Here is a 21,430-nt window from a genome sequence, read left to right on the forward strand (position 1 = left end):
ACGTCAGAGTAATAAGAACCGGTTTGTTGTGCATTGCTCAGCAGGAGAAGCTGAACGTCGCCTTGTCCTCGATCTTCTTGCCCTCCGGCTTCGGCGACAGCACCCGGAAGGTCGCGGTCAGCTTGCCCTTGCCGTCGCCTTCGAGCGTCCACAGCAGCGAGACCGTCCACGAGGTCTGCCCCGCGGGGATGTCCTGCTGCTTCTTGTGCCGCTGCTTGGAGTCGCCCTGCTCCCACTCGTAGACGACCGTCCCGGCCTTGCCGTTGGTGGCGATCCGGGCCTGAACCTTGATCGGCTCGGCGCACTTCTGCGTCTTCTTGGGCACGATCACCTCGACCCCGGTCACCGCGATCGGCTCGCTCCTGAACCAGCCGAGCACGGTGTCGCCCATGGTCCAGGCCAGGATCGCGCCCGCGACGATCACCGCGAAGACGATCGCCGCGATGATCGTCCTGATCCGGCGGCCACGCTCGCGCCGCCGGCGGCGGGGCTGGTCGGCGGCGGCGCCGGAGTTCCGGCCGTCGCGCCAGATCCGCTCGACCGTGCCGCCCTGCCCGGCGTGCTCGGTGGGCACCCCCGGGCCGAAGTGCTGGGCGGCCGAGCCGGGCACGTGCAGCAGGGTGACGATCTCGCCCTCGTCCTGGGGCGGCGCCGCCGTACCAGGACTGAGGGGTGGCGCGGACCAGGTGCGGGCCACCTCGGCCAGCCGGTCGCGGGTGATCTGGCCGAGCGCGTCGCGCCCGGCCAGCAGGACGTCGCGGGCGGCGGCCAGGCCGTGCGTGCCGGCGGTGGCGGCGGCCCGCTCGAACAGCTCGGTCGCGCGGGGCGCGGCGGTCACCCACATGGCCGCCATGCCGCGCGCCAGCGCCGCCCAGGCCGTCACGTCCCGCTGCGGTGAGCCGGCCTGCCCGCGTACGGCGTCGGCCAGCCCGCGCTCGGACAGCAACGTCGCGCCGTCGGAGGCGATGACGACGGTCCCGGGGTGCACCGAGCCGTGCGCCAGCCCCGCCGCGTGCAGGGTGAGCAGGGTCTGGGCGGTCTCGATCAGCACCGCGGCGGCCGAGGCGGGGTCGAGGGCGTGCCGCGACATCAGGTCGGCCAGCGACGGGCTGGTGGCCTGCCGGGTCAGCAGCCACACGTCCTCCCCGGCGGCGACCACGTCGTCCACCGGGATCAGCCCGCCGAGCCCCGCCTGGACGAGCTGCCGGTCGGCCAGCACGGTCGCGACGATGCGGTCACGGACGCCGGGCAGCCCCATGACCGCCGGGTCGAAGCGCAGGGCCCCGCCGCGGTCGCCGCTCGGACCGACCGCGTCGATCCAGGTGCCGAGCTCGGTCACCCTGGTCCGCTCGGTGAGCTGAAAGCCGGCGATCCCGCTCCGGGCTCGATGGTCGGCCATCGCCGTTTCCCCCAAGACGCTCTGGATGCCGCCCACGGGAGCGGCTTCTCCCCGCCAGTGTGCCGGGTCCGGCACACCGGTCACCAGCCCTCCTCCTCGTCAGGAGCTCACTCCAGGTGGTTCGTGGGGGTGTCGTCCGGGGTCTCGCCGCCTCCAGGCTCCTCGCCGCCGCCCGGCTCCTCGGTGGACTGGGTTCGCGTCGGGGTCGGCCTGGGGGGCTCCTGCGTGGCGGGCGGGGGAGTCGGGGTCGGCTTGGGGGTCTCGGGGGCCTTGGTCGCGCCCGGCTCGCCCGCCTTGCCCGGCCCCTGATCGTCCTCCTCGGTAGGCGAGGCCGTCGGCGAGGGCTTGACCGGCTTGGGCTTCGGCTTGACCGGAGGCGTGGTGGGCGGCTTGGTGGCGGAGGGCTTGACCGCCGGCGGCTGCTGCTGCTCCTGCGTGGGCTCCGGAGTGGGCGTGACCGTCGGGTCCGGCTCCTCGGTCGGGGTGCTCTCCTCGGTCGGCTCCGGGTCCTCTGTCTCCAGGGTCGGCATGGGGGACGGCGGAGCCGTCGTGGCCGGGCCGGTCTGCGCCACGATCCGGGGCGGGTCCTCGTCGTCGCCGCCGGTCAGCACGATCGCGATCGCGCCGACGACCACGGCGGTGCCCACGAGGCCGGCCAGGGCCTTCATGCCGACCTTGCCCAGGACGCCCTTGCCGCCGAGTTTGGTGCGCACGAGCGTCGTGCTCGTCTCCGGCGGCGCGGCCTCGGGCGCGTTGGGCCACATGACGAGCAGGATCCCGGCCAGCGCGGCCAGGCGGCGCTGCCCGCGCTGCTCCCACTCGGGGCCGTAGGCCGCCTCGGCGACCGCCTCCAGCTCGGTCAGGAAGGCCTGCGCGGACGGCGGCCGGTCGGCGGGCGCTTTTGCCAGCCCCCGCTCCACCAGGCCCTGCAGCGGCGGCGGCACCTCCTCGACCGGCGGCGGCGCGCTGTGGTGCTGGTGCGCCAGCGCCGCCACGTTGGGCGCGCGGTAAGGCCGGGTGCCGGTCAGGCACTCGAAGAACACCGCGGTCGCCGCGTAGACGTCGGTCGCGGGCGAGGCCGCCGCGCCCGACCACTGCTCGGGGGCCATGTACGCGGGCGTCCCGGCCGAGTTGGCCCCCGACCCGGCCCGTACGGCGATGCCGAAGTCGATCAGCTTGCTGGTGCCGTCCCCCTGGACGACCACGTTCTCCGGCTTGTAGTCGCGGTGCACCACGCCGATCGCGTGCGCCGCGGCGAGCCCGCGCAGCGAGCCCTTGAGCACGACGAGCGCCGCCTCGGGCCCGGTCGGCCCCTCGGAGGCCAGGATCTCCCGCAGCGCGACGCCGTTGACCAGCTCCATGACGATCGCCGCGCCGGCGCCGCTCTCGACGTAGTCGATGAAGCGGGCGTTGTGCTCGCTGCGCACCGTGGTGAGCAGCTTGGCCTCGTGCCGGAAGCGCGCGACGAAACCCACGTCGCCGCGGAGCTCGTCGGAGAGGTACTTGATCGCCACTTCCTGGCCGTCGTGATCCCTCCGGGCCAGCACCACCCGACCGGAGGCCCCGGAACCGAGCTCGCGCACGGCGGAGTAACCCGGAACCTCCCACTGCCCCTCAGGTATCCCGTGCATCACGGTCTCCTCAAAGTCATCTGGGCCCCCACCCACATCAGACGGACCGTACCGTAACCCATCCCGATGTGAAATGTCCGCTATTAGCGGGAGAGGGTCACTCGACGCAGCCGCCGGTCTTCCCGTCCACCCGGGCCGCGCCCCCGGCCGCCGCGGGATCGGTGGTGGCGACGATCGCCCAGGTGGAACCGCACGGCACCGAACGCCGCTGGTGGGAGATCTGCCGGCTGTAGGCGGTCTCGCCGGCCAGCTCGAACGCCTCGGTGTGGACCGTCTCCCCGCCGATCTGGTAGGCGACGATCAGCCGGACCGGCTGGACCGTCGTGGCCGAGACGGTCACCACGCCGCTGAAGCCGCCCTCGGCGTCGAGCCCGGCCCGCAGGATCGTGACGCTGCGCACCTCGGCCGGGCAGGTCACCTGGGCGCGGGCCGAGGCGCTCTCGCCGCCCGCCCGCGCGACCAGCGACACCACGCGCCCGCACGGCCGCTGCCGCAGCACCCGGGAGAGCTCGACCCGGTAGGCCGTCTCGCCGCGCAGGGCCTCGGCCCGCTCGGCGATGGCCTCGCCGTCCAGGCGCAGCTCGGCGGCCAGGTCCACGGCGTCGGTCCCGCTGGTCCGTACCGTGACCGTGCCGCCGAGCGCGCCGCCCTCGCCGATCGTGACGACCGCGCGCAGTCCGGTCACCCTGGTCGGGCACCTCGGCAGGATCAGCCGGGCGGTGGCCGACCAGCCAGGGGAGGTGGCGGTCACCGTCACCCGGCGGCCGCAGGGGTGATCGCCCAGGTCGCGGGACAGGGCGCGGGTGTAGGCGGTGGCGCCGCGCAGGCGCAGGTTCTGGGTGGCCACGACCCGGCCGGCGACCGCGTACCGGAGGCGGACCGCGATCGGGGCGGTGCCGGTGGCGCGGGCGGACAGGGTGAGGGTGGCGCGGCCGGACTCGTCCACGGCCAGCCCGGCCAGCGACAGCGCGGCCAGCTCGGTCCTCGGGATCGGCGTGGGCGTCGGGGTGACCGGGGGAGTGGTCGGCGGTTTGGTGGGCGGTTTGGTGGGGGGCTTCGTCGGGGGCTTGATCGGGGGCTTGGTCGGGGGCTTGGTCGGGGGCTTGGTCGGGGGCTTGGTGGGCGGCTTCGTCGGAGGTTTCACGGTCGGCTTGACCGAAGGCCGCACCGAGGGCCGCACCGAGGGCCGGGTCGAGGGCCGCACCGAGGGTCGCGTGGAAGGGCGGGCCGAAGGGCGGTTCTGCGGGGTGAGGGTCACCGTGGGGTCCACGATCGCGGGCGAGACCTCCGGTTCGACCACCTCGGGAGAGGTTTCCACCGGGGCCGGTGTGGGTTCCAGGGAGGGTGCGGGTGTGCCCGGCGTGGGTTGCGGCGTGCTGGGCGCCGCGGCCAGGGCCTCGACCGGTCTGATCGGCGGCGACTCCTGCCCCGCCAGAGCCACCCAGGCCACCCCGCCGGCCACCGCCACCGTGGCCACCCCGGCGGTCAGCCGCTTGGCGTTGCGCCGGGCCCCGTCGAGCACGGTGCGGAACAGGGTGGTGCCGGTCTGCGGCACCGCGGGCGCCTCGGCCCGCTGCGGCAGCAGGAGCGGAAGTAACGCCACCAGCGCCGCCAGCCGCCGCCGCCCCCGCTCCTCCCAGTCCTCGCCGTAGGCCGCCAGCGCCGCGGCCTCCAGCTCGCGCACGAAGGTCAGCGCTCCCGGCGGCCGGTCGGACGGGCTCTTGGCCAGCCCCCGCCGCAGCAGCCCGTGCAGCCCCTCGGGCGCGTCCTGGACCGGGATGGGCGCGTGCAGGTGCTGGTAGCCGAGCACGCTCGGCTCGGTCGAGCGGTAGGGCCGGTGCCCGGTCAGGCACTCGAAGAAGGTCACGGTCGCCGCGTAGACGTCGGTCGCGGGCGAGGCGAGCTCGCCCGACCACATCTCCGGCGCCATGTACGGCGGCGTGCCCTCGGCGCGCAAGGCGGCGCCCTGCCGTACCGCGATGCCGAAGTCGACCAGCTTGCTCTCGCCGTCCTCGCGGACGATCACGTTCTCCGGCTTGTAGTCGCGGTGCACCACGCCCGCCTGGTGGGCGCGCGACAGGCCCAGCAGGGAGCCCTTCAGCACGACCAGCGCCGCCTCCGGCCCGGTGGCGCCGTGCTCGCGCATGACCGCCCGCAGCGAGACGCCGTTGACCAGCTCCATCACGATCGCCGCGCCGCCGGAGTCCTGGACGTACTCCCACAGCCGGGCGATGTGCGTGTCCTGGAGGGTGGTGAGGATGCGGGCCTCGGTCTGGAAGCGCGCCAGCGCCACCGGGTCGCGCCGCAGGTCCTCGGCGAGGTACTTGATCGCGACCTTCACGCCAGTGTCGTCGTGCACCGCCAGCACGACCCGGCCGCTTCCGCCCGTGCCGAGTTGCCTGATCTCCGTGTAGCCGGGGGCGCTCCAGTCCATGGCGCTCTCCTCATCGGGATGGCCCACCCGGTGAGACGCGCGATCCCGGCCTCAGGTTTTCACTTTCGCGTGGCGATGTGAACCGGCAGCTCCACGCCGTCCAGGACCAGGGGGTCGGCCTCGGGCTCGCCCCAGGTCGTGACCAGCGGCAACACCCCCGCCCATACCGGAAGGGCATAGTCCTCCGGTTCGTCCTTCGGCGGGCCGGTGCGGATCTTGACCGAGGCCTCGGCGAGCGACAGCGCCAGCACCGAGGTGGCCGCGAGCTCCTTGCGGCTGGGGCGGCGGGCGTAGTCCCAGGAGCCGGGGGCGGCCTGCTCCGAGAGCGCCCGCAGGGCGTCCTCGCGCTCCTGCTCGTCGGTGACCAGGCGGGCCTCGCCGTAGACCATCGCGGAGCGGTAGTTGACCGAGTGGTCGAAGATCGACCGGGAGTAGACGATGCCGTCGACGTGCGTGACGGTGACGCAGACCTGCGTGCCCTCGCCCAGGCGCAGCGAGCGGGCGCCGGTGGAGCCGTGCAGGTAGAGCGTGTCGCCGATGCGGCCGTAGCAGGTGGGCACGACCATCGGGTAGCCGTCGCGGACCACACCCAGGTGGCAGATCAGGCCGCTGTCGAGCACCTCGTGGAGCTCGGAGTGGTCGGTCGCGGCCCGCTCCTTGGCGCGGCCGAGCTGGGTGCGGGGTGTGGTGGAGAGCATGCGGTCACGCTAATGGGATAGTGGACACCCCGACATGTCCACCGATCTCGGAAACCGAAGGACCACTTGCCGTGCGCGCCGTCGTTGACCTGCCCGTCCTGCTCTCGCGGGAGTCGGAGGTCCCGCTCACCACGCAACTCAGCGACTGGTTGCGCCGGGCCATGCTGGACGGCACCCTGGCCGCCGGCGAGCGGCTGCCCTCCTCGCGCGGGCTGGCCGGCCAGCTCGGCGTCAGCCGTACCGTGGTCACCGAGGCCTACCAGCAGCTCTACGCCGAGGGCTGGCTCGACGGCCGGCACGGGTCCGGCACCTTCGTGGCCGACCTGCAGGCCGCCGCGCCCGAGCCGGTGCCCGCGCCGCCGCCCGCCGACCCGGGCCGCCGGCGGCGCGGCGACCTGATCAACCTCACGCCGGGCGAGCCGTGGGTGCACGACTACGACAACGCCGCCTGGAAGCGGGCCTGGCGCAAGGCCGCCGACCTGCCGCCGGGCAACGACCCCGACCCGCTCGGCCTGCCGTACCTGCGCGAGTTGCTGGCCGCGCACCTGCGGCGGGCCCGGAGCGTGCCGGCCGTGCCGGAGAACGTGCTGGTCACCCGCGGCACCGGCAACGGGCTCGACCTCATCGCCCTGGCCCTGCTCGGGTACGGCAGGCGGGCCGGCGTGGAGGAGCCCGGCTACCGGGTGGCCCGCAACGTGTTCCGGGCGCGCGGCGCGGAGATCGTGCCGTGCCCGGTGGACGAGGACGGCGTGATCGTCGAGGTGCTCCCCGACGACCTCGACGTGCTCTACACCACCCCCGCGCACCAGTACCCGCTCGGCGGCCGGCTGCCGATCACGCGCCGCGAACGGCTGCTGGCCTGGGCCCGCCGGACCGGCGCGATGATCGTCGAGGACGACTACGACGCGGAGTTCCGCTACGACGTCGCCCCGCTGCCCGCCCTGTACGGTCTCGACCCCTCGCGGGTGATCCTGCTCGGCACCCTGTCCAAGACGCTCGCGCCCGACGTCGGCGTGGGCTGGCTGGTCGGCTCGCCGGAGCTGGTGCAGGAGATCGCCCGCCGCCGCGAGGAGGTCTCCGACCGCACCAGCGGCCCGGTCCAGCAGGCCGTGGTCAACCTGCTGGAACGCGGCGACCTGGAGCGGCACCTGCGGCGGATGCGCCTGGAGTACGCGCGCCGCCGGGCCGCCGTCGTGGAGATCCTCGGGCCGGTCTGCGCCCTGCGCGGCGACACCGCCGGGCTGCACGTGCTGGCCGAGCTCCCCGCGCGGGTGGTGCCCCGGATCCTGCGCGGCGCGCTGGAGCGCGGGGTGCGCCTGGAGTCGGTGGACATGGAGCGCTACCACCTCGGGCCCGCGCGGGTGCACGGCCTGGTCATCGGGTACGGCTCGGCCTCCCTGGCGGACGTGCGCCGCGGCTGCCGGGTGGTGGCGGAACTGATCACCGACCTGGGCTGAGCCCACCTGGGCCGGGGCCGGTCAGCGGGCCGGGGTGAGCCGGCGCAGCACTGGAAGCGCCCGATCGGCCTGGAGCGGATCGACCGGCAGCACGTGCCGGGCCCACCACCGCGCGTCCTCGGGATCGGGCGACGGCTCGGTGAACCCGGGCGCGTAGTCGTCGTAGGGCGGGTCGTACAGGTAGCCGGTGGACACCCCGTGCCGCTCCAGCGCCGCGATGGCCTCGTCCCGCCGCTCGACCAAGAGCGGCACCCGGAACAACGCCTGCCGCGGGTCCTCCCGCACGGCCGCCGCGGCGCTCGGCAGCTCGGCCAGCCGCGCGACCCCGGCCAGCCGCCGCTCCCGCTGCCGGGGCACGGCCGCGGTGCACCGCGTCTGGTACCACCGCGCCAGCGCCCCGCGCCGCGAGCGGTAGTCGTGCAGGTCCGCCCGCACCCACGGGTCGAAGGCGGGCAACGGCTCGGCCGGAGGCGCCGTCCGGCCCGCCGCGAGCGGCACGTGCGCCACGGCCAGCGCGGCCCGCAGCTCCCGGGCCTGCACCGGGATGCGGTAGCCCTCGCGGGGCTCCTCCATCCCGAGCCGCCGCATCAGCCACAACGCCGGCCGCACCAGGTCGAGCCGGACCGCCGCGCGCCGCGCGACGGAGCTGGCCACGCTGATCAGCTCGGCGCGGAAGGCGCCCGGCCGCAGCAGCCGGTCCCGCGCGGCCCGCAGCGTCTTCAGGTCGTCGGCCTCGGAGACCGCCAGCACCCCGCCCGAGCCGGCGCCGGGGTGCTTGGACAGGCTGAACACCCCGGCCGCCCCGAGGCTGCCCAGCGGCCGGCCGCCGAAGTCGCTCTCCATGGCGTGGGCGACGTCCTCGATCACCAGCTTGCCCGCCAGCGCGGCGTAGTCGTCCGGCAGGCCGTACAGGTTGGTGGTCAGGACCGCGTCCACCGAGCCGAGGTCGATCCGCGAGCTGTCGAGGTTGCCGTCGCGGCGCGACAGCGGCGCGATCACCGGGCGCAGCCCGGCGGCCAGCACGAGGAAGAGGATCTCGTCGGCGGAGATCGGGGACATCAGCAGCCGCTGCCCGGGCGTGCACCAGTGCCGCAGCGCCAGGTAGAGGCCGAGCCGGTTGGAGGGCAGCAGCAGGCACCGGCGGCCGGTGCGGTCGGCGATCAGCCGCTCGGGAGTCATGGCTGAACGGTAGTCCGTACCCGTCCGAAGGCCTTGAGCGCCCGGTCGGCCACGCGCAGCAGCCGCGGGTGGGCCAGGACGGCGGCGCGCAGCCGGCGTGGCGGCACCCGCATCATCCAGTGCGCCGCCGCGCCCGGCCCGGCGGTGGCCACCCGGCCCTCGGCCACGGTGAACTCGCCGGTCTTGAGCTTGTCCTTGTACTCCTTGGCGCCGCGGCCGAGGTCGATCAGCTCGATGCCGTGCTTGGCGGCCTGCTCGGCCATGGACAGGTGGTGGATGAGGCCGGGGGAGTACTTGCCGAAGGCCGGGTCGTAGGCGGGGAACCAGCCGACGAGCGTGGTCGCCGTGCGCAGCCCGAAGTGGCCGGCCATCGGCACGCCGTCCACGTAGACCATGTCCAGGACGCCGGCGAAGCTGTCGGTGCGGACCGCCATGAGCCGCTCGACCAGCTCGACGATCCAGGGGTGGGCGAAGCGGTCGGCCCGCCCGGTGCGCCGGTACTGGTCGGTCTTCCAGCGCAGCAGCGTGCCCAGGGCCGCGTCGTCGGCGACCCCGTAGTCGTGGCGCAGCGGCCCGAGGTCCCGTTCCAGCTTGCGGGCCTTGGCCAGGGTGGACTTGTAGGTCTTGCCCGACTCCCGCACCAGGTGCGCGGTGTAGGCGTCCCAGCCGTCGCGCAGGTCGATGACGGGGGAGGGGTGGCGTTCGTGCCGCGCGGTCAGCAGCGGCTGCCCGGCCACCAGGTGGTCGAACTCGTAGACGGCCAGCCCGGCGTCCTTGATCAGCCGGACCGGGTCGAGCTCGACGTCCTTGGCCACGACCAGGCCCTGCGCGTCGGTCAGCCCGGCGGCCACCGGCTTGCCGATGCCCAGCGCGTGCCGCTCGAAGGGGAAGAAGCCCACGACTCGCGGCCCCTCCTCCAGGACCGCGACCCGGACCTGCGGTCGCACTTCCCCGGTGACCTGCGTGAACTCGGGGGACAGAAAGGGGTTGTCAAGCGCCGGGTCGGCCCGCTGCAGCTCGCGCCACCGGCCGACCTCGGAGTCGCCCAGCTCGCGCGGGTGCACAACGGTGAGTCGCATGGTGTTATCACGTTAGAAGTCGATTTAGCGTGCTTGATGGTACCCCGAGAGATCGTTACCCAACACCACGCTGGTTTTTAGGACCGAGCGGCGTTCTAATGTGATGCCATGACCGTACCCGGGATTGACCAGCCCGCGCTGGTGGCGTGGATGGGCAGGCACCTGCCCGAGGTCGGCGAGCCGCTGTCGGTCTCGCTGATCTCCGGCGGCAGGTCGAACCTGACCTACCGCATCCAGGCCCGCGAGCGCGACGTGGTCCTCCGCCGCCCGCCGCTCGGCCACGTGCTGCCCACCGCGCACGACATGCGCCGGGAGTGGCGGGTCATCTCCGCGCTGGCCCCCACCGCCGTCCCCGTGCCGGAACCCCTCGCCTTCTGCGCCGACGAGGACGTCATCGGCGCCCCCTTCTACCTGATGGGCCACGTGGACGGCGTCGCGGTCCGCAGCCGCGACGAGCTCCACGCCGGGCCCGAGCAGGCCAGGAAGCTGGCCGAGCGGCTCGCGGAGATCCTCGCCGCGATCCACGCGCTCGACTACCGCGAGATCGGCCTCGCCGACTTCGGCCGGCCGGAGGGCTACCTGCCGCGCCAGCTCGACCGCTGGTGCCAGCAGTGGGAACGCTCCTCCGACGGCGAGACGCCCGAGTTCACCCGGCTGGTCGCGCGGCTGCGCGAGCGCATGCCCGCCGTCTCCGCCGCGACGCTGGTCCACGGCGACTACCGGCTGGACAACACGCTGGTACGGCTCGCGCCGGACACCGAGATCCGCGCGGTGGTCGACTGGGAGATGTCCACGCTCGGCGACCCGCTGGCCGACCTCGGACTGACCCTCACCTACTGGCACGACCCCGGCGACGACGAGCGGGCCGGCATCCCGGTGGCCGGCGACGTCACCCTGGCCCCCGGCTTCCTCAACACCGCCGAGTTCGCCGCGCACTACGCCAAGATCTCCGGCCGCGACGTCACCGACCTGCCCTTCTACATCGCCTTCGGCAACTTCAAGCTGGCCGTCATCGTCGAGGGTATCCACGCCCGCTTCCGCCAGGGTAAGACCGTGGGGGAAGGCTTCGAGCGCATCGGCGCGGCCGTCCCCACCCTGATCTCCCGTGCCCACCGCATGCTCGACCAGGAGGCCTCCGCATGAGCACTGTCGCACTGATCACCGGCGCGGCCAGCGGGATCGGGGCCTCCGTGGCCCGCCGGCTGGCCCAGGGCGGGGCCCGCTGCGTCCTGGTCGACCTCGACGAGACCGGCGCCGAGCGGCTGGCCAAGGAGGTCGGCGGCGTCGCGCTGGCCGGCGACGTGGCCGACCCCGAGACCTCCCGGCGCGCGGTCGCCCTGGCCGAGGAGCGCTACGGCCGGCTCGACCTGGTGCACCTCAACGCGGGCATCTCCAGCGGCGTCGACTTCGCCGCCTTCGACCTGGCGCGCTACCGCACCACGATGGGCGTCAACGTGGACGGGGTGGTGTTCGGCCTGGAGGCCGCCGTCCCGCTGCTGCTGCGCTCGGGCGGGGGCGCGATCGTGGTCACCGCCTCGCTGGCCGGCCTGGTCGGCTACGACGGCGACCCGATCTACACGATGACCAAGCACGCCGTCGTGGGGCTGGTCCGGGCGATGGCCCCGCCGCTGGCGCGGATGAAGGTGCGCATCAGCGCGGTCTGCCCCGGTTTCACCGACACGCCGCTGGTGGCCGACGTCAAGCAGGTCTTCGTGGACGCGGGATTCCCGCTGCTCACCGCGGACGACGTGGCCGCCGCGGTCGAGACCGCGTTCTACGCCGTGGAGCCCGGATCCCTGCTGATCGTCCAGCCGGGACGGGCGCCGGTGCCCTACCGGTACTCGGGGGTGCCGGGCCCGGCGAGCGGCGAACGGCCCCCGGAGGGCAAGCCGGAGTCAAGCGACCGCTAAGAAAGCGCGGCTAACCTGGGGCACGGCACCGGGTCGACCGCTCGGTGCCGCGGTACGCACAGAGTGGAGGCCCCGCCGTGATCCCGTCTCGCGGGCAGCACGCTCGCCGCCCCGGGTGGGGAGTCGCCATCGGCGCCGGCGTGCTCGCCCTGCTGCTGATCCTCGCCGTCCTGGTCTACGCCGGCAGCCGCCGCTCGCCCCGCGGCGAGGTGGCCCGGGTGCCCGGCGTCCAGGAGCCGGCGCCGACCCTGGCCTCGCCGCCCGCGCTGGAGAACTGGCCCCGCTGGGGCGTCACGCACACCCAGTACAGCGCCGACAACGAGCCGGCCGAGGTCGAGGACCAGGCCAGAGGGCTGCTCAGGCGCGAGCCGATGCTGCAGAACCAGCACATCATGGGCTGGGGCGCCGACAACCCCGAACCGGCGCCGGGCCGCTACAACCTTCGCGACCTCAACAGCCGGCTCACCTTCATCTCCTCGGCCGGCGGCATCCCGGTCATCACGCTGTGCTGCGCGCCCGACTGGATGAAGGGCGGTACGGCAGGCCGTACCGACTGGGAGAAGAACGCCACCGTCGCCCCGCTGCGCGAGCACTTCGACGACTTCGCCAAGCTCTCCGTGCGCATCGCCAAGCAGTACCCGACGGTCAAGCACTTCCTGGTCTGGAACGAGTTCAAGGGCTTCTGGGACCCCTCGGCCGACAAGTGGGACGCCGCGGGCTACACCGAGATGTACAACAAGGTCTACACCGCGTTGAAGAAGCACGACCCGGCCATCCAGGTAGGCGGGCCGTACATCTCGCTGGGCAGCACCGGAAAGCAGGTGCCGGGCGCGGTGCTGAGCGGCCCGTGGGGCAGCGTCGAGCCGCGCGGGATGGAGGCCCTGGAGCACTGGCTGGCTAGGAAGAAGGGCGCCGACTTCGTCGTGGTCGACGGCTGGTCGACGGCGATCGAGGGCGGCGCGGTGCCCGACGAGTTCACCGCGGTGACCAAGTTCGGCGCGATCACCACCTGGCTGCGCCAGCGCAGCGGCGGGCTGCCGGTCTGGTGGGCCGAGTGGTACGTCGAGCCGGAGAACTCCGGCTGGGACGAGACCAGGCGCACCGCCGTGCAGGCCGCCGCGATGATGGAGTTCGCCTCCAGCGGCGCGGCAACCGCGCTCTACTGGAACCCGCAGCGCAAGCAGGGCCAGGAGTGCCCCGGCTGCCTGTGGGAGCCGGGGACGGGCGCCGAGCTGCCGATGGCCGGGCTGCTCAGCGGCTTCACCAAGTGGTTCCCCGCCGGGATCGAGCTGGAGCGGGTCGAGGCCTCCGACCCGCAGGTGAAGGTCCTGGCCCAGCAACGCATGCTGGTCATGGTCAATACCACCGCGCGCGAGCTGTCGGCTACTGTCGACGGCGAGCAGGTCACCCTGAAGCCCTACGAGATCCGGTGGAGTCCCCGAGTTTGAGCACGCCCGTCCTCAAAGCCGACTGTTCCCGTTGTTTCGGGTTGTGCTGCGTCGTGCCCGCCTTCACCCGCTCGGCGGACTTCGCGCTCGACAAGCCCGCCGGGCAGCCCTGCCCGAACCTCCAGCCCGACTTCCGCTGTGGCATCCACACCCGGCTCCGCGACAGCGGCTTCACCGGCTGCACGGTCTACGACTGCTTCGGCGCGGGCCAGCAGCTCTCGCAGGTGACCTTCGAGGGCAAGCGCTCGCCGCGCATCGACGCCGTCTTCCCGATCATGCGCAACCTGCACGAGCTGCTCTACTACGTGAACGAGGCCGCCGAGCGGGCGCCCTCGGCCGAGCTGAGCGCGGCCCGCGAGCGGCTGGCGGCGCTGACCGGCGCGACGCCCGACGAGCTGGAGCGGCTCGACGTCGACGCCCTGCGCGTCGAGCTCAACCCGCTGCTGGTCAAGGCGGGCGAGACGGTGGCCGCCGGGGCGCCGGGCAAGCGCAAGGACCACCGGGGCGGCATGCTGATCGGCGCCAAGCTCAAGGGGGCCGACCTGCGCGGGGCCAGCCTGCGCGGCGCCTACCTGCTGGGCGCCGACCTGCGCGGAGCGGACCTGCGGCTGGCCGACCTCATCGGCGCCGACCTGCGCGGGGCCGATCTGCGGGGCGCCGACCTGACCGGGGCGATCTTCCTCACCCAGTCGCAGCTCGACGCCGCCAAGGGCGACCGGACGACCCGGCTGCCCGGCACGCTCAGCCGTCCGTCCCACTGGCGCTGACCCGGCTCGGGCCGGGCCGGCGCCAGTAGGTGAGCCAGCGCAGCACGAACTCGACCGGCCCGTAGCGGTGCGCGCGCAGGTACCAGTGGCTGCAGGCGGCCTGCGCGATGAAGATCAGGACCGCGATGCCCACCTCGGTGGGCGGGCTCACCCGCTCGATGAGGGCGAAGCCGTACCCGGTGAAGATCAGCGAGCAGATGAGCGACTGCGCCAGGTAGTTGCTCAGCGCCATCCGCCCCGGCGCGGCCAGCACCCGGGTCAGGAGCGGGAAACGCGGCAGCAGGCGCAGCAGCGTGGCGGCGTAGGCGGCGGCCAGAAGCGGCGCTGTGACCAGATCGACCGCCTGCCCTAGGAACTTGTGCCCGACGCCGTTCCAAGTCGCCAGCGTGTACACCAGGGCTCCCAGGAGCCCCACGGTGAAGCCCAGCCACTGCAGCCGGCGCAGCAGCGCGGTCGCGCCGGACACGTCGCGCAGCGCGGTCATCTTGCCCAGCGCCAGGCCCACCAGGCAGGCGGCCAGCACGGCCGGGCCCTGGAAGAGCACCCGCGCCACCGCGATGAAGGAGAGCTTGCGCACGTGGTCGGAGATCACCTGCGCCGGCGTGCCCTGCTGGAGCTGGTCGGCGAGGTTCGCCTCGGCCACCCCGCCGGCGATCGAGCCGGTGACCGGGTAACCCATCTTGGCCAGCGCGGCCAGCACCAGGAACCCGAGCGCCAGCACCATCGTCAGCGCCGCCGCCAGCCACAGCGCGCGGCGCGGGCTCAGGTTGCGCAGGGCCAGCAGCGCCAGGCCGACCACGGCGTACGTGGTCAGGATGTCGCCGGGGAACAGCAGCACCGAGTGCGCGACCCCCAGCACGAACAGCCCGCCCAGCCGGCGCAGGAACATCGGCGTGAACCCGGCACCGCGCCGGGCCGCCGACGCCATCTGCAACGTGAAGCTGTAGCCGAACAGGAACGAGAACAACAGATAGAACTTGTTCTCCACCAGCAGGGTGACGCCCCAGCGCACACCCCAGTCGGCCGGCGAGGAGAAGCCGGGCTCGGGCAGCCCGGCCATCCGGTACCCCGACGCCAGGTAGGCGATGTTCACGAGCAGGATGCCGAGCAGCGCGAACCCGCGCAGCGCGTCCACCGAGTCGAGGCGGGTCGACTCCAGTCTCAATTTGCTCATTGGGCGCAATACTCCCGCAGAACGGGGGACCGCGCCTACCCGTTCTGCGCCGCGATGGAGATGAACCGCTCGACGATCACCGCGATCGACACCACGAAGGCCGGGATGCCGATCCACAACAACCGCCGCCGCGCCCGGGGCGCCCGGTCGGGCCCGCCGAGCCGGATCACCTCGTAGCCGAACAACGCCATCCAGGTGACCGCCATCGCCCCCAGACCCAGCGGGGTCCACGGCGAGGTCGGGTCGCCCCGGCCCGCGTACGGCTGGGGCGGCGGGATCTCCGTGCCCTTGGCGAACTTGCCCCACACGTAGACGGCCGCGTCCTTGCTGGTGAAGACCTTCTTCACGTCCTTGGAGGCGTCGAGCGCCGCCACGAACCGCTGACCCCAGTCGGGCGCGAAGCCCTCGTTGAGCTGCAGGTAGTTGTACTGGCCCGTGGTCGCCACCAGGAAGGTGTTGCGCGGGCTCTCCTTGAGCTTGGCCACCACGTCGGCGATCTGCGTCGGATCCTTGTGCACCAGGCCCTGCAGGGTCCAGTTGATGTACTCCAGGTCCTTCTCCGCCCACGGCAGGATCGGCGTGCTCTCCGGCCCCACCTTGGGCACCAGGTAGATCACCCGGGCGCTCGGCTTGTCGTGGGCGTAGATGTAGCGCATCGCCTCGACCTCGCCCGTCGTCACCCGCTCGAACTTCTCGTTGCCGTACCGCGCGACGAGGAAGGCCATGGAGAACACCATCGCCAGCACCAGCGCGAGGCCGAGCGAGATCATCCGGGTGATCTTCGGGTTGAAGCGCGGCGCGCGCTTGCGGATCGGGATCGTCTCGTCCCGCGCGTCCTCGCTGTCGGCCGGCAGGTTCGGGAAGAACGCGTAGGCGGCCAGCAGGCAGGCGCCCGGCAGCGCGAACATGTAGATGCGCAGGCCGATCTCGCCGCCGTAGCTCTGCAGGCCCAGCGCCAGCACCGGCACGCACAGCAGGATCAGCGCCGCCCGGTCGAACACCCCGCGGCGCAGCCGCCGCAGCAGGCCGACCGCGGCCAGGCCCAGGATCGCGGCGCAGATGCCGAGCCGTACCTGCAGGACCAGGGCGTGCTCGGGATCGCTGCCGGCGATCCGGTCGCCGGTGTTGCGCTGCAGGTTCGTCAGGATCCTGCCCAGGCCGCCGAAGATCGAGTCGATGTTGCCCGCCCAGAACCCGACCGTCTGGTAGCTGATCCAGCCCAGCACCATCAGGCCGAAGAAGAACGGCAGGCCCCAGGTCAGCTTGGTCCGCTTGACCAGCAGGAACGCGGTCAGCACGCCGAGCATCATGAACGGGGTGATCTGGTGCGAGGCGGTCGCGGCGACGAACAGCAACACCAGCAGCAGCAACATCAGCAGCCGGTCGGCGCGGTACGTGCCGGTCTCGGCGATCTCGCCCGGCGTCATCGTGTCCAGCTTGGCCAGCAGCCGGCGCAGCCGGCCCTTCTCCGGCAGCGGCTTGACCCGCGGCTCCACCCGGCCGAACCAGCGCAGCAGGATCGCCACGAACACCAGGTAGATGGCGAAGGTGAAGCCCTGCGGGGAGAAGTAGTCCTGGCCGATCCACTGCACGATCACGAACAGCAGCGCCGCGTACCAGCGGGCCCGCGTCGTCGCCACCACCTGGCGCAGGATCAGCACGAACGGCAGCAGGTACAGCAGGTTCATCACCAGCGGTGTCCACTGCAGGATCGTCGTCAGGTCGGTGATCCCGGCGGTCCTGGTCACGAACGCGAACAGCGTGAAGAAGCCCGGCCACCCCATCCGCGCGTCGATGTTGATCGACGCCTCGCCGGTGCGGTTGATGAAGTCCACGAAACCGGCGTGCACGTAGGCCGTCGGGAAGCGCGGCTCGTCACCCACCAGCGCACCCGCGCCGTGCAGGGCGAAGGTGATCGCGGCGATCTGGAACAGCAGCAGGAACTTGCGGTCGACGGACTGGTTCACCGTGATGAAGAACGACACGATCATGATCAGGATCGCGGCGAACGCGCTCAGCGGGAGGGCCGAGATCAGCCCCAGCCCGTCGATGTCCTCCGGCCGGACGCCGCGCAGGGGGCCCGGGGGGAGCTTCAGGGCCAGGACGTACATCACTACGCCCTCGATCATCAGCAGCGCCGGCAACCAGTGCGGCGCCGCCGCCATGATCTTGGCCATGCGGCCGGCCTTGGGCTGCCCCGTCTCCCTGGGCGCCACCCTGGTCCCCAGGCTCGCCTGCGCGGGCCTCCTGGGCACCACCTGCGTGTCTTCAGGCCCACTCGGTACGGCAGGCGTGCCTTGAGGTACGGCAGGCGTGCTGTGCGGTACGGCGGGCGCGCCCCCCGGCGTGGTGGCCGCGCCTCCGGGGATGGCGTGCGGCGCCTGAGGCCCCGACCCCACCCGCACCTGCGCGGCCGGCCGAATCCTGTGCGTCACCGTGGAGTCCGTGTCCCCCGCGGAAGCAGCCAAGCCGGCCGCACTGGCAGGGGACGCCGGGGAGCCGGTGACCGCCGAACTGGCGGCGGTGCTTGGGTTGGCGGCGGTGGCTGGGTTGGCGGTGGTGGCCGGGTTGGCGGGGGAAGCGGCGGTGGAGCGGGCAGGGCGGATGACCACGGCTGCGGTGGCGTCCGGGTCGCCGCCAGCCTCCACCTCTGCGCCACCGTCGCCCTCACCGCCGTCACCCTCGTCACCGGCTGCGGCATCGGCGGCCGAGTCGTCGGTGGCCGGGCGGCCGGCGGCCGGGGCATCGGCGGCCGGGGCATCGGGGGCCGGGGTGTCCGAGGTGGGGCCGTCGGTCGGGGGCTTGGTGCTCAGGGGGCGGGCGGGCAACCGGCCCTCCTGGGTGCTGGACCCCTCGTCCTCCTCGGCCTCGATGACGGCGCGCGGGATGGTCCCCGCGGCCTCGTCCTCAGCCTCGGCGACGTCCCCGTCACCGGAATCCTCGGCAGCGGAATCCGCGCCACCAGCAGAGTCCCCACCCTCGGCGGAGGCGCCACCGTCGGCGGTCTCCCCACCGTCGGCGGGGTCCACATCGGCGGCCGCATCCACGGAAGAGGTGGTGTCCCGAGCAGGAGCGTCCGCGTCGGTGATCCGAGGGATCACCCCCGTGGCGTCGGGGTCGAACTCCACCTCGGAAGAGGAGGAGCCGGTGGTTCCCGCTGTCATCTCATCGCCTGCCCGTTGCCTCACGATTACCAATCATGCGGTCTCCGAAGACCGCTCCACGACGCTGCGCTGTCCAGTTTTGGCAAAATTGAGCGTCTTGCGAAGATCCCGATAAATCAGTCCCGCAACGAGCAACTCGCTGAGCAGGATCCCCCACCCGACCGCGTTGACATGCGCGAACGGAAAGAGCGCGAAGATCGACACCAGGATCAGCCCAGCCAGCCCGATCTGCACGAACGCCAGCCGCCGAGCCTCTCCCCGGGCCCGCAGCGAGCTCAGGTAGACCTCGATCAACACCCGGGGCACCACCGCGACGGCCATCAGCCGCAACAGGGTCGTGCCCTCCTCGGCGAACTCCGTCCCGAAGATCAGCAGGATGAACGGCGCCCCCACCAGCGTGACCGCGATGATGGGCACGATGATCATGAAAGCCCGCCGCAACGCCCGCCGGCAGTTTGCCGCGAGCTGGGCCGGGTCGAAGGAGCCCTCGACGGTCAGCGAGACCGCCATGTTCATCGCCAGCAGCTCGATCAGGCACCCCAGCGTGTGCGCCATGGAGAAGCGCCCGAAGGTGGCCGGTCCGACCTGGGTGGAGACGATGGTCGGCACCAGGTAGATGATCGCCAGGATCGAGAGCGTGCCGGGGTAGTCGCCGGCCAGGAAGCGGCCGATCTCCTTGAGCCGCGGCGGCCGGCCCTCGATCGGGTTGGCCTTCTGGTGCTTCGGCACGACGTAGCCGAAGATGAACCAGTTGATCGGGATCAGCGCCAGCGCGGTCGGCACGACCCACGACACGAAGATGCCGCCGTGCGGCAGCGCCCCGGCCAGCGCGATGAGCAGTCCCATCTTGACCAGCCCGAAGATCAGGCTGTTGACCGGGACCCACACCGCCTGCCGTAGCCCGGTGAGCACGACGTCCTGCAGCGTGAAGACCGCCCAGACCAGCACCGCGCCCAGGAAGAACAGGTCGGGCCCGAGCCCGCCGAGCCAGGAGTAGGTCTCGCCCCACAGCGGCACGGTGAGCAGGAAGCCCACCGCCGCCGCGCCGCCGGTCGCCGCGGCCAGGCTGTACCCGCGCAGGATCAGTTCCGGCGTGCGGCGGCCCGCGATCGGGATGAACTTGGCCAGGGCCCCGGCCAGGCCGAGCGCGGTGAGCGAGGCGAACAGCCGCATCACCGTGATCATCGCCTGGCCGCGGCCGAACTCCTCGGCCGTGTAGAACTCCTCGGCCAGCAGCCAGTACCCCATGCCGAGCACGGCGGTGATCCCGGTGTTGACCATGAGGGCGTAGCCGTTGCGGAGCAACGGGTTGCGGAGATCGCGGACGATCTTCCGCCACAGGTTAGACATTGCGCATGACCCGCTGCATGCCGTACCTCGTCCGCCGCACGACCGCGTAGCCCTTGGTCAGGACGCGTTCGCGCAGGTAGATGAGAGGTACGGCGTTGCCCTCCACGGCTCGCTTGAACATGCTCAGGGTGGTGTGCCGGGCGACGGTCAGCCGGGGGATGGCCAGCATGTCGTGCTTGTCGGCGGCGATGGCGTTGTTGACCGCGTATCCGGCGAAGTAGCCGGCCTTGTACACCTCGCGGCGCACGCGGGCGCTGCTGTAGCCGTACGGGTAGGCCATGGTCGCCACCGGCGCGCCGATCTTCTCCTCCAGCAGCGCCTTGTTCTTGCGCAGCTCCGCCCGGAGCTCGACGTCGGGAAGCTGGTCGAGCTGCGGGTGGCTGTGGCTGTGGCCGCCGATCTCGATGCCGGTCTGGGCGCACTCGCGCGCCTGGGTCCAGCTCAGCATCTCGTCCAGCGGCCGGCCGGCCGCGTCCTTGCCGGCGTCGGCCACCCAGCCGCTGGTCAGGAAGACCGTGGCCGGGAAGCCGAGCCGCTCCAGGACGGGCAGCGCGTTGCTGTGGAAGTCGGCGTAGCCGTCGTCGAAGGTGACCACGACCGGCTTGGCCGGGATCTGGTTCTTGTTGAAGGCCGCGACCAGGTCGGAGGCGGTCATCGGGGTGAAGCCGGACTCGCTCAGGTAGGCGAGCTGCTCGGCGAAGTCTCCGGTCCGTACGGCCAGCGGAGCGGTCTCCGCCGCCGGCCGGTCGGAGATCGAGTGGTACATCAGGATCGGTACCCGGATCACGAGCGAACCCTCCATCTCCCGAGCACGTAGCCCCACGTCGTCCAGGCCAGCCCGATCACGATCGCGAACGCGCGGCCGAGTCCGCCGGCGTCGCCCTTGGCCACCTCGCCGAGGTTGCGCAGGACGCCGAGCGGCAGGGTCTTCATCGCGTGCGCCCGCTCGCTGGACAGCCCGTCCTCGGTGCCCACGAACTGCGTCACCGTGGCCTTGGACAGGCCTTCGGCGAAGCAGCGCGAGCGGAAGTAGGCGAAGCGCTCACGCACCCGCGAGACCTTGTGCCCGATCATCGCGGCGGGCTGGTAGATCATGATCGCGCCGGGCTTGCGCTGCGCCAGCCGGATGCAGAACTCGGTCTCCTCGCAGCCCAGCGGCCGGCTCTTGCGCCCCTGGACGCTGCGCCCGATGCCCGTGCGGAAGCCGCCCACCTCCAGCACCGCGGTGCGGAGGAAGGCGGCGTTGCCGCCCATGACGTTGCGGATCGGCGCCTTGACCGGCGGGATGCCGCGGTAGGTGCAGCCGACCGTCCAGTCGAACTCGTGCGGGAACCACTTCGGCCGCCGGCCCGACGCCCACAGGGGGTCGGTCCGGCCGCCGACGCCGACGACCGCCGGGTCCTGGAAGCCCTCCTCCAGCGCTTCCAGCCAGCCCGGATCGGCGACGGCGTCGTCGTCGAGGTAGGCGACGATGTCACCGGTGGCGAGTTCGGCCCCGGTGTTCTTGCCGCCCGACAGGCCCTGCTCGTGGCGGTTCTCCACCACGATGGCCTGCGGGTAGGCGCGCTTGAGCTTGACGTGCAGGTCGGGGTTGTGGTCGACGACCAGCAGCAGCTCGTACGGCTGGCGCCGCTGCTCGCCGATCGACTCGACTGCCTGCCTGATGTCCTCCCAGCGCTCCTCGGTGTAGACGCAGATGACGACTGACGTACGCACGGACAAACCTTCGTTCTAACCCGG

16 protein-coding genes are annotated in these 21,430 nt (G+C 72.6%); 5 read left to right on the forward strand and 11 right to left on the reverse strand.

Features of this window, described 5'->3' with window-relative positions; genetic code table 11:
• Nucleotides 1–37: 37 nt before the first annotated feature.
• The 4 genes from AB0I67_RS39870 to AB0I67_RS39885 form a co-directional block, all read right to left on the reverse strand.
• The gene (locus AB0I67_RS39870) at nucleotides 38–1,399 is read right to left on the reverse strand and encodes a hypothetical protein (RefSeq protein ID WP_357935381.1); all 1,362 of its coding nucleotides are present in this window, start codon (nucleotides 1,397–1,399) and stop codon (nucleotides 38–40) included.
• A gap of 107 nt (nucleotides 1,400–1,506) precedes the next feature.
• Entirely contained in the window at nucleotides 1,507–3,030 is a 1,524-nt protein-coding gene (locus tag AB0I67_RS39875) for a serine/threonine-protein kinase (RefSeq protein WP_357935383.1), read from the reverse strand.
• A gap of 97 nt (nucleotides 3,031–3,127) precedes the next feature.
• The gene (locus AB0I67_RS39880; protein ID WP_357935385.1) at nucleotides 3,128–5,464 is read right to left on the reverse strand and encodes a protein kinase; all 2,337 of its coding nucleotides are present in this window, start codon (nucleotides 5,462–5,464) and stop codon (nucleotides 3,128–3,130) included.
• Between the two features lie 59 nt (nucleotides 5,465–5,523).
• Nucleotides 5,524–6,162 carry a pyridoxamine 5'-phosphate oxidase family protein gene (locus AB0I67_RS39885; protein WP_357935388.1) on the reverse strand — a complete coding sequence of 213 codons (639 nt, stop codon included), beginning with the start codon at nucleotides 6,160–6,162 and terminating at the stop codon, nucleotides 5,524–5,526.
• A 71-nt stretch (nucleotides 6,163–6,233) separates the two neighbouring features.
• On the opposite strand from AB0I67_RS39885, the gene AB0I67_RS39890 reads away from it, so the two are divergent.
• Nucleotides 6,234–7,619, forward strand: a complete 1,386-nt coding sequence (locus AB0I67_RS39890; RefSeq protein WP_357935391.1) for a PLP-dependent aminotransferase family protein — start codon at nucleotides 6,234–6,236, stop codon at nucleotides 7,617–7,619.
• A 21-nt stretch (nucleotides 7,620–7,640) separates the two neighbouring features.
• Here the strand turns inward: AB0I67_RS39890 and AB0I67_RS39895 are convergent, their stop codons facing one another.
• Nucleotides 7,641–8,798, reverse strand: coding sequence for a DegT/DnrJ/EryC1/StrS family aminotransferase (locus AB0I67_RS39895; protein WP_357935394.1), 1,158 nt, complete (start codon nucleotides 8,796–8,798; stop codon nucleotides 7,641–7,643).
• A complete protein-coding gene (locus tag AB0I67_RS39900; protein WP_357935397.1) occupies nucleotides 8,795–9,877 on the reverse strand; it encodes a GNAT family N-acetyltransferase in 1,083 nt (360 codons plus the stop codon). The genes AB0I67_RS39895 and AB0I67_RS39900 overlap by 4 nt, the downstream gene beginning before the upstream one ends.
• A 108-nt stretch (nucleotides 9,878–9,985) precedes the next feature.
• On the opposite strand from AB0I67_RS39900, the gene AB0I67_RS39905 reads away from it, so the two are divergent.
• The 4 genes from AB0I67_RS39905 to AB0I67_RS39920 all read left to right on the forward strand — a co-directional run bounded on the left by AB0I67_RS39905 (nucleotide 9,986) and on the right by AB0I67_RS39920 (nucleotide 14,002).
• A complete protein-coding gene (locus tag AB0I67_RS39905) occupies nucleotides 9,986–11,020 on the forward strand; it encodes a phosphotransferase family protein (RefSeq protein ID WP_357935398.1) in 1,035 nt (344 codons plus the stop codon).
• Nucleotides 11,017–11,787 (forward strand): SDR family oxidoreductase, encoded by a 771-nt coding sequence (locus AB0I67_RS39910; protein WP_357935401.1) that lies wholly within the window; start codon nucleotides 11,017–11,019, stop codon nucleotides 11,785–11,787. Before AB0I67_RS39905 ends, AB0I67_RS39910 begins: the two co-directional genes overlap by 4 nt.
• Nucleotides 11,788–11,864: 77 nt before the next feature.
• Nucleotides 11,865–13,235, forward strand: a complete 1,371-nt coding sequence (locus AB0I67_RS39915) for a xylan 1,4-beta-xylosidase (RefSeq protein WP_357935403.1) — start codon at nucleotides 11,865–11,867, stop codon at nucleotides 13,233–13,235.
• Nucleotides 13,236–13,288: 53 nt separating this feature from the next.
• Nucleotides 13,289–14,002 carry a pentapeptide repeat-containing protein gene (locus AB0I67_RS39920; RefSeq protein WP_357935406.1) on the forward strand — a complete coding sequence of 238 codons (714 nt, stop codon included), beginning with the start codon at nucleotides 13,289–13,291 and terminating at the stop codon, nucleotides 14,000–14,002.
• Here the strand turns inward: AB0I67_RS39920 and AB0I67_RS39925 are convergent.
• From AB0I67_RS39925 to AB0I67_RS39945, 5 genes are read right to left on the reverse strand one after another with little or no spacing between them, the layout of a single operon-like run.
• Nucleotides 13,977–15,176 carry a DUF418 domain-containing protein gene (locus AB0I67_RS39925; RefSeq protein ID WP_357935409.1) on the reverse strand — a complete coding sequence of 400 codons (1,200 nt, stop codon included), beginning with the start codon at nucleotides 15,174–15,176 and terminating at the stop codon, nucleotides 13,977–13,979. The genes AB0I67_RS39920 and AB0I67_RS39925 overlap by 26 nt on opposite strands.
• Before the next feature lie 35 nt (nucleotides 15,177–15,211).
• On the reverse strand, nucleotides 15,212–18,340 hold the full coding sequence (locus AB0I67_RS39930) for a hypothetical protein (RefSeq protein WP_357935412.1): 3,129 nt from the start codon (nucleotides 18,338–18,340) through the stop codon (nucleotides 15,212–15,214).
• Nucleotides 18,341–18,373: 33 nt separating this feature from the next.
• A complete protein-coding gene (locus AB0I67_RS39935) occupies nucleotides 18,374–19,690 on the reverse strand; it encodes a hypothetical protein (RefSeq protein ID WP_357935415.1) in 1,317 nt (438 codons plus the stop codon).
• Nucleotides 19,683–20,477, reverse strand: a complete 795-nt coding sequence (locus tag AB0I67_RS39940; protein WP_357935417.1) for a polysaccharide deacetylase family protein — start codon at nucleotides 20,475–20,477, stop codon at nucleotides 19,683–19,685. Before AB0I67_RS39940 ends, AB0I67_RS39935 begins: the two co-directional genes overlap by 8 nt.
• On the reverse strand, nucleotides 20,474–21,406 hold the full coding sequence (locus AB0I67_RS39945) for a glycosyltransferase family 2 protein (protein ID WP_357935420.1): 933 nt from the start codon (nucleotides 21,404–21,406) through the stop codon (nucleotides 20,474–20,476). The genes AB0I67_RS39940 and AB0I67_RS39945 overlap by 4 nt, the downstream gene beginning before the upstream one ends.
• Nucleotides 21,407–21,430: the final 24 nt, after the last annotated feature.

Origin of the sequence: Nonomuraea sp. NPDC050310, assembly GCF_040655795.1 — a bacterium.
GTDB lineage: Bacteria > Actinomycetota > Actinomycetes > Streptosporangiales > Streptosporangiaceae > Nonomuraea.